This window comes from Bacteroides sp. 1_1_30 (assembly GCF_020982715.1).
GTDB classification, from domain to species: Bacteria; Bacteroidota; Bacteroidia; order Bacteroidales; family Bacteroidaceae; genus Bacteroides; species Bacteroides xylanisolvens.
Genome location: NZ_JAJKHN010000113.1, coordinates 1 through 16,851, shown reverse-complemented (window position 1 = coordinate 16,851; position 16,851 = coordinate 1). Strand labels below are relative to the sequence as shown.

The following is a 16,851-nucleotide window of genomic DNA, read 5'->3' as shown; positions in this document are numbered from 1 at the left end:
AAGACTAAAAGCCGGATGGGATGAAAAATATTTGTCACAACTTTTACAGAACAATAATTTTTAATGCGTCTGCCCTGTTACGGACGGAAAATCTTTAAAGATACAAAAATAATTAGAGAAAAGCAAGTAGGCGGAACTTTATTGATTATAGAAAGAAAATAATCTCCAAATTACAGTTATCGTATATATAATGTTTATATTTGTCCGAAATAGCTATTGCATCTTTGTCCGCTATGAAAACAAAAAGCATTTTATACGCCATCATGAGCCTTCTCCTGTCAACCTTTTGGGCAGAGAGTGCCGCCAAAAACCCTTATTACTATTTCCGTACGCTGGACATCAAGGACGGACTTTCACATAATACGGTGAACACCATCCTGCAAGACCGGCAAGGATTCATGTGGTTTGGCACGAAAGACGGGCTGAACCAATATGACGGTCTCGTATTCCGTACTTTTCAGAAAGAGAACTCTTCTTTGGGCAACAACTTTATCACTGCCCTACACGAGGATGCCGAAGGAAATATATGGGTAGGGACTGATACGGGCGTCTACATCTATAACCCCCGATTAGAGAAATTCACCCCGTTCGACATTCCCATCGAAGGTACCGGTGAGACCATCAGCCGTACCATAACGTGGATAGATTCCGACCCGCAAAAAGACGTATGGATTTCGTCCGATTCCCAAGGGCTTTTCCACTACGACATAAAGAAGAACAGCTTGAAGGAGTATTCCGCAAAAATAGGAAAAGGAGCGCTTAACATCACCCGCTTCTGGTTCGGAGACAACGAATTGTGGGTGAACCGCTACGAGGACAACCTGTATCATTCGGAAGACGCCGCCCGCTTCACCGTTTTCCGGGATGCCGAAGGCGAAGAGCCTTTCAAAGGAGCTATCATCACCACCTGTGTCAAAGGACTGCACAATTGCATCTATATAGGTTCGTCCAACGGCCTGGCAGAAATCAACCTGACCACCCGCAAGGTGCGCCGCCTGTTAAACGACTACGTACGCAACATCTGCCTGCGTTCGGATACGGAGCTATGGGTAGGTACGGAACAAGGCATCTACATCTACAACTTGGAAACCGACAAATATATCCACCTCACCACCTCGGAGTCCGACGACCGCTACGCATTATCCGACAACGCCATCTACACCATCTTCAAAGACCGTGAAGGCGGAATGTGGATAGGCTCATACTTCGGTGGCGTCAACTATTATCCTCACCAATATACTTACTTCGAAAAGTATTATCCCCGGGACGACATGCGATACTTGGGACACCGCATCCGTGAATTCTGCGGAAGCAATGACGGGACGATATGGTTCGGCACAGAAGACAAGGGACTTTTCCATTTCAATCCCGCCGACGGTACAGTCACGCCTTTCCACCACCCTGCCCTGTACCACAACATTCACGGATTATGTATCGACGGTGATTACCTGTGGGCAGGTACTTTTGCCGGCGGACTGAACCGTATCCATCTTCGCACCCGGGAAGTACGGCACTACGAAAAGGGCGAAGCATCCAATACCCTCAATGCCGACAACATATTCTCAATCTATAAAAGTAGCACCGGCGAATTATGGATAGGCACGACCTCGGGGCTGATGCGTTACAACCGAAAGACGGATGACTTCACACGCATCCCCGAAATGAACAAAATCTTTGTGTACAATATACTGGAAGACTGCCACGGCAAACTGTGGCTGGCTACCTATTCCGACGGCGTGTTCTGCTACGACCTGCCACAAGACAAATGGAAACAGTACACCCGAAACCCCGATAATCCGAACTCTCTACCCTATAACAAGTGTATATAATAATCGAAAAGTATACCAGATAATAATTGAAAAGTAGTCCACTAGTTTCGTTATGCAAAGGATATAATTCTTTTATTTTTGTGATACATATCTCCTCATGTTTTGTGTTTCTTTAACTCTATATGATTGTCCGCTCATGTTCACCAGATGTGCTTTATGGGTTAGTCTGTCTACCATTGCAGCGACTAGAACTTTATCTTTTACAATTTCTCCCCATCTGTCAAAAGATAGATTTGTGGTAATGATTGTCGCTTTTTTCCCGGCTCTGAGTGATAGGTGGTTAAACAATAGTTCTCCTCCTTCCTTATCACAACTTACATATCCAAATTCATCACAAATGACCATATCATACTTTTCAAACCTGAGTTCGAGTTGTCTTAGACTCTTCTGTGACCTACATTCCCTTATTTGTGTTAGCAGATGCGGTACAGATGTAAAAAAGACCGTATATCCTTCCATGCACGCCTTGATCCCCAATGCGGTGGCTATATGTGTCTTTCCTGTTCCCGGATTTCCATATAACACCACGTTTCTTCCTTCTTTAACAAATTCAAGTGTTTCCAGTTCAGGTATGACCATCTGTGCGTCTTTAGGCAAATCCTCTCTTATGAGCTCCTGCAAATACTTCATCTGCGGGAATCCGGCTATCCTTACCCGTTGTTTTCTTCGTTTCTCTACCCTTATTTCCATTTCCTTTTCCAGTATGCGTGCAATCAATGTCCTGCATCCCCAGTTCTCCTGCGTTGCCAATGTGATAAAGTCCTCCAGTTCGTTCTGTAGAACATTTATTTTAAGTTCTCTGGCATAGTCTGTAATCATTTCTTTTTCTGACAAGTAGTCCATAACAATATTTTTTTAGTTTAAAGAATCTATTTGAGTTAAAGCCTGTGTGCTGTCCATCATCCTGGTCAGGTCCACAAGGATCCCCATTGCCGCATCCTCTATCTGCCGTGATTGCTGTCGGTGCTCCGGAGCAGGCACATTTTCCCCATTTCCATCCTGCGGCTCATTATTAGCGTGCATAAAGGCTTTAATCTGGTCTGCCGATACCTTGTGTACTCCACGCAGTCTCAAAGCCTCATAGGAACGTATGATATCCTTGTCTGTAAATCCATTCTCTGCGGCATACTGTATTAACAGAACAAAGTCCCTTCCATTATCCTGGAAATGTATCTGGAAGAGTTCCTGTATCTTAGCGGGCATCTGCATGAGTGCCAACGATCCTTGTACCGCCCCCGGCTTGCGCAGCAGGGTGCGAGCGTAATGCTCCAACTGTATTTTCCAGTCTGCCACGCCATACACACGTTCATGCGCTGCCACCTTCACCTGCCCATGGAAGATAACAACCTTCTCGCTGTATATCTTGACAGAAACCGTTTTCCCCACTAATGTGTCGGGAACGGAGTAATGGATGTTCTTCATACAGATAGTAGACCACTTATCAACTTTATAATCCTCCATTTAAAAGCATCCCATCTCGTTTATATGTGGCTGCAAGGCTGCCAGATCAGCCGCGAGCGACTCTACCTTGTCCAAGGTGGAGATACTTCCGGCTTGTGTGTTAAGTCCTTCACATACCTCTTGCAGGTGTTTGCCGGCTTCTTCTACCGAGTCGAAATCCATCTTCATACAGAACGCCTTGCGCCTGACATACTCCACGCTACGTTCCACATGTCCTTTTTCCCATCCGGCACGTGCGTTGCAAAAGCGGAAATCAAACCGGTAAAAGGCGCACATACGGCTCAAAGCCTCCGTGGGAGTCTTATCTGTCCCTACGAAGTCCTTGACCGCCACACGCATATTGTCATATACCATGACATAGGGAACTCCCTTGACCTGGCGGAAGAAATTACGGTGTGATTCCATAAAGGCCAGCGTATTCTGATGACGGAACAGATAGGCATAACGCCCATTGCTGTGACTAAAAGTAAACACAGCCAGAAAGAAACGCTGAAGCTTACCATGTATGCGGAGTTTTACCTCTCCCCAGTCGAACTCGCAGTTCTCTCCCGGGATATAGTACTGCCGGATAAAAGCCTCTTCCCGTTTACGGGACTTTTGAGTATCAATCCCCGTGATATACTTGCATACGCTCGGATAGCTGACTGAGAATCCTCGTGAAAGAAGAAGATTGTGAATATCCTTCTTTAACATACATTGCTTCTTTAGACCACTGGCACGTTTGCTGGCATTTTTAGCTAAGCAATCATCTATAATGGATTGTACCTGTCCTGTGATTACTCTACGGCTACGTTTAGAGCTATCATACCGGGGCGCAGTAGTCAAAATTGTCTCTAAACTTACTGAAGGAGTATCAGAAGACAATGTACTCTCATACTCCTGGATTACCTTATGTACCGTTTTACGGCTGATGTCCAGTTCGCGGGCAATGGCACGTTTGCTGAGCCCACGACTTCTATACAAATGAATTATGGTTTGTTTATCCACCATGGTTATCATGTTTATACTTCCTTATTGGTTGAACCACAAAGGAAGTGGTTATATTAATAAATCTTAATATAGAGCATGTAATTACGATAGGGAAATAGTAAAAAACAGACTCCATTTACTAACCTAGTGGTATACTTTTCAATTATTATGGTGGACTACTTTTGGGTTATTATTTACATTAGTATATTCTCAAAACAGCGAAAATAGAGAATCACGTAATTACAAATGCATGGCATTTTCCGGCTTTTCTTTACCAAACTGCGATTTATGTCCTTCTCCGATGATTAAATATTCCTTTTTTAAGAATCATCGTTTTTTAAGGGAGGCTATATAGTTTGGAATAGAGGTTGTGCTTAACAATAAAAACTGTAATAGTATACAGGAACAGCCAAATAAGATATTACCGGATTCTGACAAGATTAGGTAATGTCTTATTTTTATAATGGGGAAAATTGTTACCTTTGTATATATCTTATATTTACAATTAAGATTAAACCTAATTTTTCGCTTATGAAAATAGTTAAGGCTAGCTGCATCGTTATATTCATTACCGGACTATTAGCCGGAGTGTTCTTCTCATCCTCTGTTTCCGCCCAAGATATTTCGGGAACCTGGCACGGAAAACTTTCCATTCCCACCGGTTCATTGACTATTGTATTCCACATCAGTCAAACGGAACAAGGCGCTTATGTGACCACACTGGACAGTCCCGACCAGGGAGCCAACGGTATCAAGACACAGACTACTTCTTTCAATGATTCTACTTTAATTATCCAGATACCTGTGATTCATGCTTCGTACAAAGGAAAACTGAACAGTGATAACACAATCAACGGAACATTTACGCAAGGGATGCCCCTTCCGTTGAATTTGAAAAAGGGAGAAGCCAGCCGCCCCAAACGTCCACAGGAGCCTCAACCGCCTTTCCCTTACAGAAGTGAAGAAGTCACCGTGAGGAATGAACGGGATGGAATTAACCTTGCCGGAACATTGACTCTTCCCGAAAAAGGAACTAAATTTCCGGCAGTGGTAATGGTGACGGGAAGCGGTGCGCAGAACAGGGATGAGGAAATCATGGGACACAAACCTTTCTTTGTCATCGCCGATTATCTGACCCGAAACGGAATTGCTGTGCTTAGATGTGATGACAGGGGTACTGCCGCTTCACAAGGTACTCACGCAACAGCTACCAATGAGGATTTTGCCACAGATACGGAAGCAATGGTGAATTATCTGCGCAGCAGAAAAGAAATAAATGCAAAGAAAATCGGAATTATCGGACATAGTGCAGGCGGAATCATTGCATTCATCGTTGCCAAAAAGGACCCATCCATTGCATTTGTCGTTTCATTGGCAGGAGCCGGCGTGAGAGGCGACAGTCTGATGCTGAAGCAGGTAGAGTTAATCTCTAAATCCCAGGGAATGCCGGATGCCGTCTGGCAAGGGATGAAGCCTTCGATACGGAACAGATATGCCATACTGCAACAAACAGACAAAACTCCCGAAGAGTTGCAGAAAGAACTGTATGCAGACGTTACAAAAACAATGTCTCCCGAACAATTGAAAGACCTGAATACCATCCAGCAACTATCCGCACAAATCAGTTCGATGACTTCTCCATGGTATCTTCATTTTATGAGATATGACCCAGGCCAGGATTTGAAGAAACTAAAATGTCCGGTTCTGGCTCTGAACGGGAAAAAGGATATTCAAGTGGATGCCGTTATGAATTTGACCGCTATCCAGAAAAGAATCACCGGAAATGGAAACAAAAATGTAACAGTCAAAGCCTATCCGAACTTAAATCATCTGTTTCAGACTTGTGAAAAAGGGACATTGACCGAATACGGGCAACTGGAAGAAACAATCAATCCGGAAGTCCTGAAAGATATCATTGAATGGATAAGAAAACAATAAGCCTATTAATTATATACTTTGCAAGTGCACATTTCTCTATATCACATTCTTTTCTTTCCAATTCTTGCAAATATTTGAAGAATTTGCAAGAATTAGCAAGAAAAGAATTATATTTGTAGACCCAATATAATATAAACAGATGGTATTATGATTGAATTCCCTCCTCAAATAAGTCAGGAAGAATATTTAAAAGTTCTTCTCACTGATCCGCTTGAAAAACTCAAGGCAATCATAGAAAAAAACAATGATAAATATAGTTATTGGTCTGATGTAAAATACCAAAAGGCTCCTGAAGGCATATCGAGTAAAGAATTATGGTGCTACATAAAAGCATCACGGAGAGCAAAACGAATCATTGTATGGAAAAAATATGGCATATCCATCAGTATAACCAACGCCATGCAGCGGATGTGTCACGAGTTTGATATGAACTTTGGCGGCTCTTGGGGAAGTAATTCAATCATTCCGGCAGAAAACAAAGAACAGTATCTAATTAGCTCATTAATGGAAGAAGCAATATCCTCCAGCCAAATGGAGGGAGCGGCAACTACTAGAAAAGTAGCTAAGGAGATGTTAAGAAAAAGCCTTTCTCCACAGGACAAATCGCAACAAATGATTTTCAATAATTATCAAACAATACGTTTTATAACCCAAAATATACATACCCCACTATCATCCGAACTATTACAGCAGATTCATGTCTTAATGACTGAAAAAACATTAGAAAATCCAGCAGATGCAGGAGCATACAGAACGAATGACGAAGTAGTAGTGGAAGATGCTATTACGCATGAAGTAGTACACACTCCCCCCTCATACAAAGATATCCCTTCATTTATTGAAGATTTATGCATATTCTTCAATGAAAGTGATTCTAAAGTATTTATTCACCCAATAATCAGAGGCATTATCATCCATTTTATGATTGCTTATATGCACCCGTTTGTAGATGGAAACGGACGTACAGCAAGAGCTCTATTCTATTGGTATATGCTAAAAAGTGGTTATTGGTTAACTGAATATTTATCTATCTCAAGGGTAATCGCCAAATCAAAAAAGTCCTATGAAAATGCTTATTTATACACAGAAGCTGATGAAAAAGACATGGGATACTTTATAGCTTACAACCTAAGAGTGCTAGAGCTTGCTTTTAAAGAACTACAAACTTATATCAAACGTAAATTAGATCAAAAACATCAGGCTTCTGTATTCTATAAATTAGATAATATTAACGAACGGCAAGCAGATATTCTTAGGCTTATTAATGATAATCCTAAAATATTATTCACCGTGAAAGAGCTACAAAACAGGTTCTCTATTACTCATACTACCGCCAAAAATGATATTGACGGTCTTGTGGAAAGAAAACTGGTTGATGAAATATCACTTAATAAAGTAAAGAAAGGATATGTAAAAGGAGAACTTTTTGATAAAACAGTTAAGTCTATCACATAATCTTTCCAATTCTTGCAAATATTTGAAGAATTTGCAAGAATTGGAAAGAAAGTAAATGGCTACAATTTGCATATACTACATAAACCCTTCATCACAAGTTTATACCGGCATTGTCTAAATTGATTTAAATCAAAATCTATCTCATCGAACTCACCCTGGAAGATTTTGTTTTACCTTTGCAGCCGAAAAAATAAGCGGCAAATAAAAGTAAGGTAAAAAGGTTACAGGTATTAAGGTTAAGTTTGGTATGAAGAAAAGTCTTATCGCTTTGGCGTTCGGCACCTTGGGATTAGGTATTGCCGAATTTGTGATGATGGGAATTTTGCCCGATGTGGCAAAAGATTTGGGTATTAGCATTCCTACGGCAGGACATTTCATTTCTGCCTATGCATTAGGCGTCTGTGTGGGTGCACCTGTATTGACATTGGCTCGCAAATATCCACTAAAACATATTCTGCTAGTATTAGTTACCTTAATTATGATAGGTAATATCTGTGCAGCTATGGCTCCCAATTACTGGGTGTTGCTCGCTGCCCGCTTTATTTCCGGTTTACCTCATGGTGCCTACTTCGGAGTAGGCTCTATTGTTGCCGAGAAACTAGCCGACAAAGGTAAAGGTTCGGAAGCTGTCTCCATCATGATTGCAGGAATGACCATTGCCAATCTGTTTGGTGTACCTTTGGGTACTTCCTTAAGTACCATGCTTTCCTGGCGTGCCACTTTCCTGCTGGTTGGTATCTGGGGAATTGTTATCCTATATTATATCTGGCGATGGGTTCCGCATGTAGAGGGTCTGAAGGATACCGGCTTTAAAGGACAATTCCGCTTTCTTAAAACTCCGGCTCCGTGGCTGATTCTCGGTGCTACGGCACTAGGTAATGGCGGTGTATTCTGCTGGTATAGCTACATCAATCCGATGCTTACCAATGTGTCCGGCTTCTCCGCAGAAAGCATTACGCCTTTAATGATCCTTGCCGGCTTCGGTATGGTAGTGGGAAACCTGATTAGCGGACGTCTCTCCGACCGCTACACCCCCGGAAAAGTAGGAACTGCCGCACAAGCACTTATCTGTATTATGTTATTGCTCATCTTCTTCCTTTCTCCCTATAAATGGGCAGCAGCCCTGTTGATGTGCCTTTGTACAGCAGGACTGTTCGCTGTATCCAGTCCGGAGCAGATATTAATTATCCGCGTATCAAAGGGAGGAGAAATGCTGGGAGCAGCCTGCGTGCAGGTTGCATTCAATCTCGGAAATGCCATCGGTGCTTATGCAGGCGGACTGGCTGTTAGCGGTGGCTACCGTTATCCGGCTCTGGCGGGTGTACCATTCGCCCTGATCGGATTTACTTTATTCCTGATTTTTTATAAGAAATACCAAGCCAGAATTACAGAGGATGATATAATTGAAAACGATTGAAACTTTTCACTAAGCCCAAAAATCGAAAGCGGGCATTCGATTCTTTATCACATAAAAGAATCACCCTAATATAAATTTATTTTCAGCCGGCTTATAACAAAGCAAAACAGTTGACGCAATAGATATCGGAAGAAATGAACCAGCCCTATTTCTTTTTCTTTCGATACCGCAAAGGTATTATATCACAAGGGATTGAAATGACGTACTTTGTCCCAGATTAGCTTACTTTGTCTTACTTTCATCTAGAATGATTTTACTTATGCACCGGACGATTTATCGTATATTTGGGATACGATAAGTATCTCAATGAGCCATGAGTCTCTTGATGACAAGTTCTGATTAGCTATAATGAAAATAAAATTAGCTATAATGAAATCGGGATTAGCTATAATGAAATTGAGATTAGCTATAATGAAAATAAAAGCAGCTATAGTGGGATTCTGTGCTATACATAGCATAGGAAGATAAACTGGCTGTGAGTTTTCTTTTTAATAGTGTACACGTGCGCAGACGCGAAAGAATATTCTTTTTATATGAAAAAAGCGTGTAATTGAGGTGGAGGGGGACCACCTCAATTACGCGCTTTTTCTAATATAATTAATTATATAAAGAGAATAAATATCATAAGTAAATGATAAAGACAAAACAAATGAGCCTTTGCATCTTTTTAAAACAACATTTAGCTGGCTCATTACTAAAAAAACAGATGAAGTCTACATTGAAAGAGACATTGATATCGTTTTTATCTGTTTTTTAAAGACAGAAAGCATACCACGTTTTCTTCGTTAGCTTAAAAATTGATTTTTAATGGACAAACTTATTTTGTTCTACGAAATTGGGGTAATTTCGATTAGTAAGTATTATCTTTGCAAACTACAATGAGCAGCCCGGCAACAAATACTCTTTATTTATCCGGACATTGTTGCCAAATCGTTGTTCATTTGTATAAATCATTGATAATAAAAGAAATAATAGATTAATATGGCATTGCAATGTGGTATTGTAGGACTACCGAACGTGGGTAAGTCGACACTTTTCAACTGTTTGTCGAATGCGAAAGCACAGGCGGCAAATTTCCCTTTCTGTACAATTGAACCCAATGTAGGTGTAATCACTGTTCCTGACGAACGTCTGAACGCACTCGCTGAATTGGTGCACCCCCAACGAATTGTTCCTACAACTGTAGAAATCGTAGATATCGCCGGACTGGTGAGAGGCGCAAGCAAAGGTGAAGGACTGGGAAACAAGTTCCTTGCCAATATCCGTGAAACAGACGCAATTATCCACGTACTCCGTTGCTTCGATGACGACAATGTGACACACGTAGACGGAAGCGTAAATCCCGTCCGCGACAAAGAAATCATTGACTACGAACTTCAATTGAAAGACCTGGAAACCATCGAAAGCCGTATCCAGAAAGTACAGAAACAAGCACAGACGGGCGGAGACAAAGCTGCAAAGTTAGCTTACGATGTACTCGTTCAATATAAAGACGCACTGGAACAAGGAAAATCTGCACGTACAGTGACTTTTGAAACAAAAGACGAACAAAAGATTGCTCACGAACTGTTCTTATTGACCAGCAAGCCGGTAATGTATGTCTGCAATGTTGATGAAGCAAGCGCAGTAAACGGAAATAAATACGTAGATATGGTACGCGAAGCCGTAAAAGACGAGAATGCTCAAATCCTGATTGTCGCAGCCAAAACAGAAGCGGACATCGCCGAACTGGAAACGTACGAAGACCGTCAAATGTTCCTTGCCGAAGTAGGCTTGGAAGAATCGGGCGTAGCACGTCTTATCAAGTCTGCTTACAAACTCCTGAATCTTGAAACATATTTCACTGCCGGTGTACAAGAAGTACGTGCCTGGACATACGAAAAAGGATGGAAAGCTCCTCAATGTGCCGGAGTGATCCACACCGATTTTGAAAAAGGCTTTATCCGTGCCGAAGTTATCAAATACGATGATTATATCAAATACGGCTCGGAAGCAGCTGTGAAAGAAGCCGGAAAACTGGGTGTAGAAGGAAAAGAATATGTGGTGCAGGATGGCGACATCATGCATTTCCGTTTCAACGTGTGATTATCGGTTACCACCGACGACTTATTAATTACTAATTCGCTAACAATATGAAATATCTCATTGCAGGAACGGGAGGTGTAGGCGGCAGTATCGCAGGATTCTTGTCGCTGGCAGGCAAAGATGTAACTTGTATTGCCCGTGGAGCTCACTTGCAGTCGATTCAAACGAACGGTTTGAAACTGAAATCGGATTTGAAGGGCGAACATACGCTCCGGATTCCGGCTACTACCGCTGAAGAATTCAATGGAAAAGCAGATGTGATATTTGTATGCGTAAAAGGTTATTCGGTCGATTCTATCGTAGAACTGATAAAAAGAGCAGCACACAAAGACACGGTTGTCATCCCTATTCTGAATGTATATGGCACAGGGCCGCGCATACAGAAGCTAGTTCCGGAAGTCACCGTTCTCGACGGCTGCATCTATATCGTAGGCTTCGTATCCGGCACCGGAGAAATCACCCAAATGGGAAAGATATTCCGGTTGGTATACGGCGCTCATCGCGGCACAGTTGTAAAACCCGGATTACTGGAAGCTATCCAACAAGACTTGCAGGAAGCAGGCATAAAGGTAGACCTCTCACCGGACATCAACCGGGATACGTTTATCAAATGGTCGTTTATCTCCGCAATGGCTGTGACGGGTGCTTACTACGACGTTCCGATGGGAGAAGTGCAGAAACCGGGAAAGATACGGGATACATTTATCGGACTTTCTACGGAAAGCGCTGCCTTAGGAAAGAAACTGGGCGTCGAATTTCCCGAAGACCCAGTCAGCTACAACCTAAAAGTGATTGACAAGCTCGATCCCGAAAGTACCGCTTCTATGCAAAAAGACCTGGCACGCGGACACGACTCGGAAATACAAGGATTGCTCTTCGACATGATTGCAGCAGCCGAAGAACAGGGAATAGATATACCGACCTACCGGATGGTTGCGGAGAAATTCAAAAAATCTAATCATTAACATTAATCCAATATAGAATGAATACCATGCTATTATCCATCAACTGGAACCCGAATCCCGAACTATTCAACCTGTTCGGCATTTCTATCCGTTATTACGGATTACTGTGGGCAGTAGGAATATTCTTTGCTTATGTGGTTGTTCACTACCAGTACCGGGATAAAAAGATAGAGGAAAAGAAGTTTGACCCGCTTTTCTTTTACTGTTTCTTTGGTATTCTGATTGGTGCCCGCCTGGGACACTGTCTGTTCTATGATCCGGGATACTACTTGTCTCATTTTTGGGAAATGATTCTTCCTATCAAATTCATGCCGGACGGAAACTGGAAATTTACCGGATATGAAGGACTTGCCAGCCACGGCGGTACATTAGGATTGATAATCGCCCTTTGGCTATATTGCCGCAAGACGAAGCTCCATTATATGGACGTGCTGGATATGATTGCCGTAGCTACTCCAATCACCGCCTGCTTCATCCGCCTTGCCAACCTGATGAACTCCGAAATCATCGGCAAACCGTCTGATGTACCTTGGGCATTCGTTTTCGAGCGTGTAGATATGCAACCCCGTCATCCGGGACAGCTCTACGAAGCCATCGCTTATCTTATCCTGTTCTTCATCATGATTTACCTGTATAAGAATTACAGTAAGAAACTGCATCGCGGCTTCTTCTTCGGCCTTTGTCTGACTTATATCTTCACCTTCCGCTTTTTCATCGAATTCCTAAAAGAAAATCAGGAAGATTTTGAAAACAGCATGATGTTCAATATGGGACAATGGTTAAGCGTTCCGTTTATCATAATAGGCGTCTATTTCATGTTCTTCTATGACAAGAAGAAAAAGAAAATAGCCTAAATCAAAAAAGAGGGATTAGCGGTTCAAACATCACTAATCCCTCTTTTTTATCAATAAAACAAATGCCATTTCCCTAATGTCAGGACAACAATCGAAAACATATCCTAAGACATTATATACATTTTCAGCTTATTTCCCCCTGACTATCTTCTTAATATCATTCAGTTTATTCAGCGCTTCAATAGGAGTAAGATTATTCACATCAAGATTCAATATCTCATCGCGAATCTGACAGAGAATCGGATCGTCCAACTGGAAGAAGCTTAACTGCATACCTCCACGATTCTCGCTCACTTCTGCCAACGGTTTACCTGCTATGCCCTGTTGGCGATTATCAGATTCAAGCTGTTTCAATATCTCATTTGCACGTTTCACAATGCTTTTCGGCATACCGGCCATCTTTGCTACATGAATACCGAAAGAGTGTTCACTACCGCCACGTTCCAGTTTACGAAGGAAGATTACTTTGTTATCAACTTCTTTCACCGATACATTATAATTCTTGATACGCTTGAAAGATTTCTCCATCTCATTCAATTCATGATAATGCGTAGCAAATAATGTACGTGCTTTTGCTTTGGGATGTTCATGGATATACTCTACAATTGCCCAAGCAATGGAAATACCATCATAAGTAGAAGTACCACGACCCAATTCGTCAAATAATACCAGACTCCGGGAAGAAACATTATTCAGGATATCAGCCGCTTCATTCATCTCTACCATAAATGTAGATTCACCGACTGATATATTATCGCTCGCTCCTACACGGGTAAATATCTTATCAACTAAACCGATATGCGCACTTTCCGCAGGAACAAACGAGCCGATTTGAGCCAATAGCGTAATCAATGCTGTTTGGCGCAAGAGTGCCGACTTACCGGCCATGTTCGGACCTGTAATAATAATAATCTGCTGTGTATCGCTGTCCAGCATTACATCATTGGCAATATACTTCTCGCCTATTGGAAGTTGTTTTTCTATTACCGGGTGACGTCCCTGACGAATATCCAGTACGTCATTATCCTCAATAATCGGACGGATATAACGATTCTCACGGGCCACATTGGCAAATGACAACAAGCAGTCCAGACGTGCAATCTGATTCGCATTAATCTGTATCTGTGGAATAAATTCCATCAATGCCTGTACTAAGTCTGTATATAGCTGCGTTTCCAGAACCAGAATCTTATCCTCCGCTCCCAAAATCTTCTCTTCGTATTCTTTCAGTTCCTGCGTGATATAACGCTCTGCGTTGACCAACGTCTGTTTGCGAATCCATTCGGGTGGAACCTTATCCTTATGCACATTACGGACTTCGATATAATAACCGAATACATTATTATAAGCTACTTTCAAGCTCGGAATACCCGTCTCTTCGCTCTCCCGCTGTTGTATCTTTAGCAGATAATCTTTTCCTGAATAGGAGATTTGCCGCAATTCATCCAAGTCTGCGTTCACACCGTCCTGAATCACTCCACCTTTATTTATCAGTAAAGGAGGATCATTTTTAATCTCTTTGGCAATCCGGTCACGAATAGAAATACAAAGATTCAACTGTTCGCCAATGCGATTCAAGCTCGCATTATCAGCTTCCATACATGCCTGTTTTATCGGCTCAATTGCTTGCAAGGCAACTTTCAACTGAACGACTTCACGAGGCGACACACGCCCTACAGCCACTTTGGAAATAATACGTTCCAGGTCACCTATCAGATGCAACTGTTCTTCAATCAATTCCTTAAAATCTGGTTGGCGGAAGAAATATTCCACTACGTTCAAGCGTTCATTAATCGGCTTCTCATCCTTCAACGGAAAAACCATCCAACGTTTCAACAGACGCGCTCCCATCGGGCTGATCGTTCTGTCGATCACATTGATTAGACTACTGCCGCCATCATTCATATTACCAATCAGCTCAAGGCTACGCACCGTGAACTTATCCAGACGGACGTATTTATCTTCTTCAATACGTGCCAATGAAGTGATGTGACCAATCTGCGTATGCTGCGTCATTGTCAGATACTGCAGGATAGCACCGGAAGCAATGATACCGTTTTTCAAGTGCTCCACTCCGAAACCTTTCAGATTCTTCGTTTCAAAGTGTTTCAGCAGTTTCTCACGGGCAGTCGTTTCTGTAAATACCCAGTCGTCCAGCTCGAATGTAAAGAACTTGTTACCGAAATTACCTTCAAACATCAGGCGTTTGCCACGTTCAAAAAGAATTTCCTTAGGGGCAAAGTTATTCAACAGTTTGTCTATATAATCAAAAGGTCCTTCTGCAGTAAGGAATTCACCGGTAGAAATATCGAGAAAAGCAACTCCACAGGAAGCCTTTCCGAAATGAACGGCAGCCAGGAAGTTATTCTCTTTATAGTTCAGAACATTATCATTGATAGAAACACCAGGAGTAACCAATTCGGTAATACCACGCTTCACCAGCTTCTTCGTCATTTTGGGGTCTTCGAGCTGGTCGCAGATAGCGACACGTTTTCCAGCGCGAACCAGTTTCGGAAGGTAGGTATCAAGGGCATGATGAGGAAAACCTGCCATCTCGATAGTTTTTCCTTTCCCATTGGCACGTTTTGTCAGTGTGATCCCTAAAATTTCGGCTGCAACGATGGCATCCGTAGAATATGTTTCATAAAAGTCACCGCAACGAAACAGCATCACTGCATCCGGATGTTTTGCCTTCAAATCCAGAAACTGTTTCATCATCGGGGTGAGGACGATCTCTTCTTCGTTCACGGGTGTCTCCTTTTCTTTTTTATTGAGTGCATAATGTGATTATCCTTGCAAAGATAACGGTTTTTCGGCAGAGAATCAACGGTATGCTCCGATTCAATTTTCAAAATTAATGTTACATACCTTGAAATAAGGAGGACTGATTTCTTAACAAGTAGGGGAAAACTATTAAAACGTGTTATAAAACATGCTATTTTTCTTGGATAATTTGCTAATTTCCCAAGAGTCCGTATCTTTGCAATGTGTTTTTCATAGTATTAGATTTAAGGTTAACAAAGGTTGGAGCAAGGCGTTGCTCCTTTTTTTATGCCTATACGCTTCGTCCCTATTTGATATAAACCAGCAGAACTCTCTCTTTTCAATCATCAGATTCTTTTGGCGCAATCTGAAATCCTAGAGATTCGGTTCAGAGCAACCCCACCTTTAAAAATAGATTCATTCCTGTCTCAGAAAGGAATGAAACAAATTCTTTTATAAATGCCATATTTTAGTTTTAATGTAAATATTATTACAGTAATAGATGCAATAGAAACAAATGGCGTTACCAAAAAAATGTCAATAAAACTCCTATGTATTTCTGATAGATAACACTGTTTTGTAAAGCACTGTTATCCAGTCGGTTACTATTCGGGGTTTTCCTTTAAAACCAACGCCCCGTTTCTCACCGAGAAACAACCTGTTCGACACCGAGAAACGAAGTGTTTCTCACCGAGAAACGAATTAACTGATAAAGTCCTAAACTTATAATTAAGGAAATTGTTAGTCTCTTTTATTTTTGACACTTCTATCGTAGGAATGCATATGTTGAAATATATTTCAATGATAATCTTATCATGTCCAAAATATAATGATATGGAATAAATTTATAACCATACATGAAACGAACCGTTTTGGGTATAGCAATTATGCCCCAAAATTGTCAAATTAAGCCACTTCTTTTTTGCCTTCTACAACATATCAAACTCCCCAATATGCAGTATAATGCAAAAAGCCAGTCGTAACATACCATGAACCAATTTTCTATACTTTTATAAAAATATAATAAACATCGAATGATATTCACTCAAACAAAAGCACACATTTTAAATACAAATATTATCATTTTTCTTGTTTATATCAGCTAATAATAATAC

11 protein-coding genes are annotated in these 16,851 nt (G+C 41.5%); 7 read left to right on the top strand and 4 right to left on the bottom strand.

Going from position 1 to position 16,851, the window contains the following annotated elements:
* The first annotated feature begins 233 nt into the window (after positions 1-233).
* The gene (locus LPH68_RS23195) at positions 234-1,829 is read left to right on the top strand and encodes a two-component regulator propeller domain-containing protein (protein ID WP_044654148.1); all 1,596 of its coding nucleotides are present in this window, start codon (positions 234-236) and stop codon (positions 1,827-1,829) included.
* A 72-nt stretch (positions 1,830-1,901) separates the two neighbouring features.
* Here the strand turns inward: LPH68_RS23195 and istB are convergent, their stop codons facing one another.
* The 3 genes from istB to istA are packed head-to-tail and all read right to left on the bottom strand — an operon-like array spanning position 1,902 to position 4,280.
* Positions 1,902-2,672 carry an IS21-like element helper ATPase IstB gene (gene istB / locus LPH68_RS23190; RefSeq protein WP_004322674.1) on the bottom strand — a complete coding sequence of 257 codons (771 nt, stop codon included), beginning with the start codon at positions 2,670-2,672 and terminating at the stop codon, positions 1,902-1,904.
* 12 nt (positions 2,673-2,684) lie between these two features.
* Positions 2,685-3,290, bottom strand: a complete 606-nt coding sequence (locus LPH68_RS23185) for a hypothetical protein (RefSeq protein WP_004322673.1) — start codon at positions 3,288-3,290, stop codon at positions 2,685-2,687.
* Complete coding sequence (gene istA / locus LPH68_RS23180) at positions 3,291-4,280, bottom strand: IS21 family transposase (RefSeq protein ID WP_052662350.1); 990 nt, start codon at positions 4,278-4,280, stop codon at positions 3,291-3,293. It abuts the gene before it with no gap.
* Positions 4,281-4,790: 510 nt separating this feature from the next.
* Between istA and LPH68_RS23175 the strand changes: the two genes are divergently transcribed.
* The 6 genes from LPH68_RS23175 (at position 4,791) to lgt (ending at position 12,973) form a co-directional block, all read left to right on the top strand.
* Positions 4,791-6,197: a S9 family peptidase gene (locus tag LPH68_RS23175; protein WP_004322671.1), complete on the top strand. Its 1,407-nt coding sequence runs from the start codon at positions 4,791-4,793 to the stop codon at positions 6,195-6,197.
* Positions 6,198-6,344: 147 nt separating this feature from the next.
* The gene (locus LPH68_RS23170) at positions 6,345-7,652 is read left to right on the top strand and encodes a Fic family protein (RefSeq protein WP_008775329.1); all 1,308 of its coding nucleotides are present in this window, start codon (positions 6,345-6,347) and stop codon (positions 7,650-7,652) included.
* A 247-nt stretch (positions 7,653-7,899) separates the two neighbouring features.
* Positions 7,900-9,069 (top strand): MFS transporter AraJ, encoded by a 1,170-nt coding sequence (araJ, locus tag LPH68_RS23165; protein WP_004322669.1) that lies wholly within the window; start codon positions 7,900-7,902, stop codon positions 9,067-9,069.
* A gap of 981 nt (positions 9,070-10,050) precedes the next feature.
* A complete protein-coding gene (gene ychF, locus LPH68_RS23160; protein WP_151923279.1) occupies positions 10,051-11,154 on the top strand; it encodes a redox-regulated ATPase YchF in 1,104 nt (367 codons plus the stop codon).
* A gap of 47 nt (positions 11,155-11,201) precedes the next feature.
* Positions 11,202-12,119, top strand: a complete 918-nt coding sequence (locus LPH68_RS23155) for a ketopantoate reductase family protein (RefSeq protein WP_087322083.1) — start codon at positions 11,202-11,204, stop codon at positions 12,117-12,119.
* Positions 12,120-12,136: 17 nt separating this feature from the next.
* The gene (lgt, locus tag LPH68_RS23150) at positions 12,137-12,973 is read left to right on the top strand and encodes a prolipoprotein diacylglyceryl transferase (RefSeq protein ID WP_004298678.1); all 837 of its coding nucleotides are present in this window, start codon (positions 12,137-12,139) and stop codon (positions 12,971-12,973) included.
* Positions 12,974-13,102: 129 nt separating this feature from the next.
* Here the strand turns inward: lgt and mutS are convergent, their stop codons facing one another.
* Positions 13,103-15,691 (bottom strand): DNA mismatch repair protein MutS, encoded by a 2,589-nt coding sequence (gene mutS / locus LPH68_RS23145; protein ID WP_032849410.1) that lies wholly within the window; start codon positions 15,689-15,691, stop codon positions 13,103-13,105.
* Positions 15,692-16,851 lie beyond the last annotated feature (1,160 nt).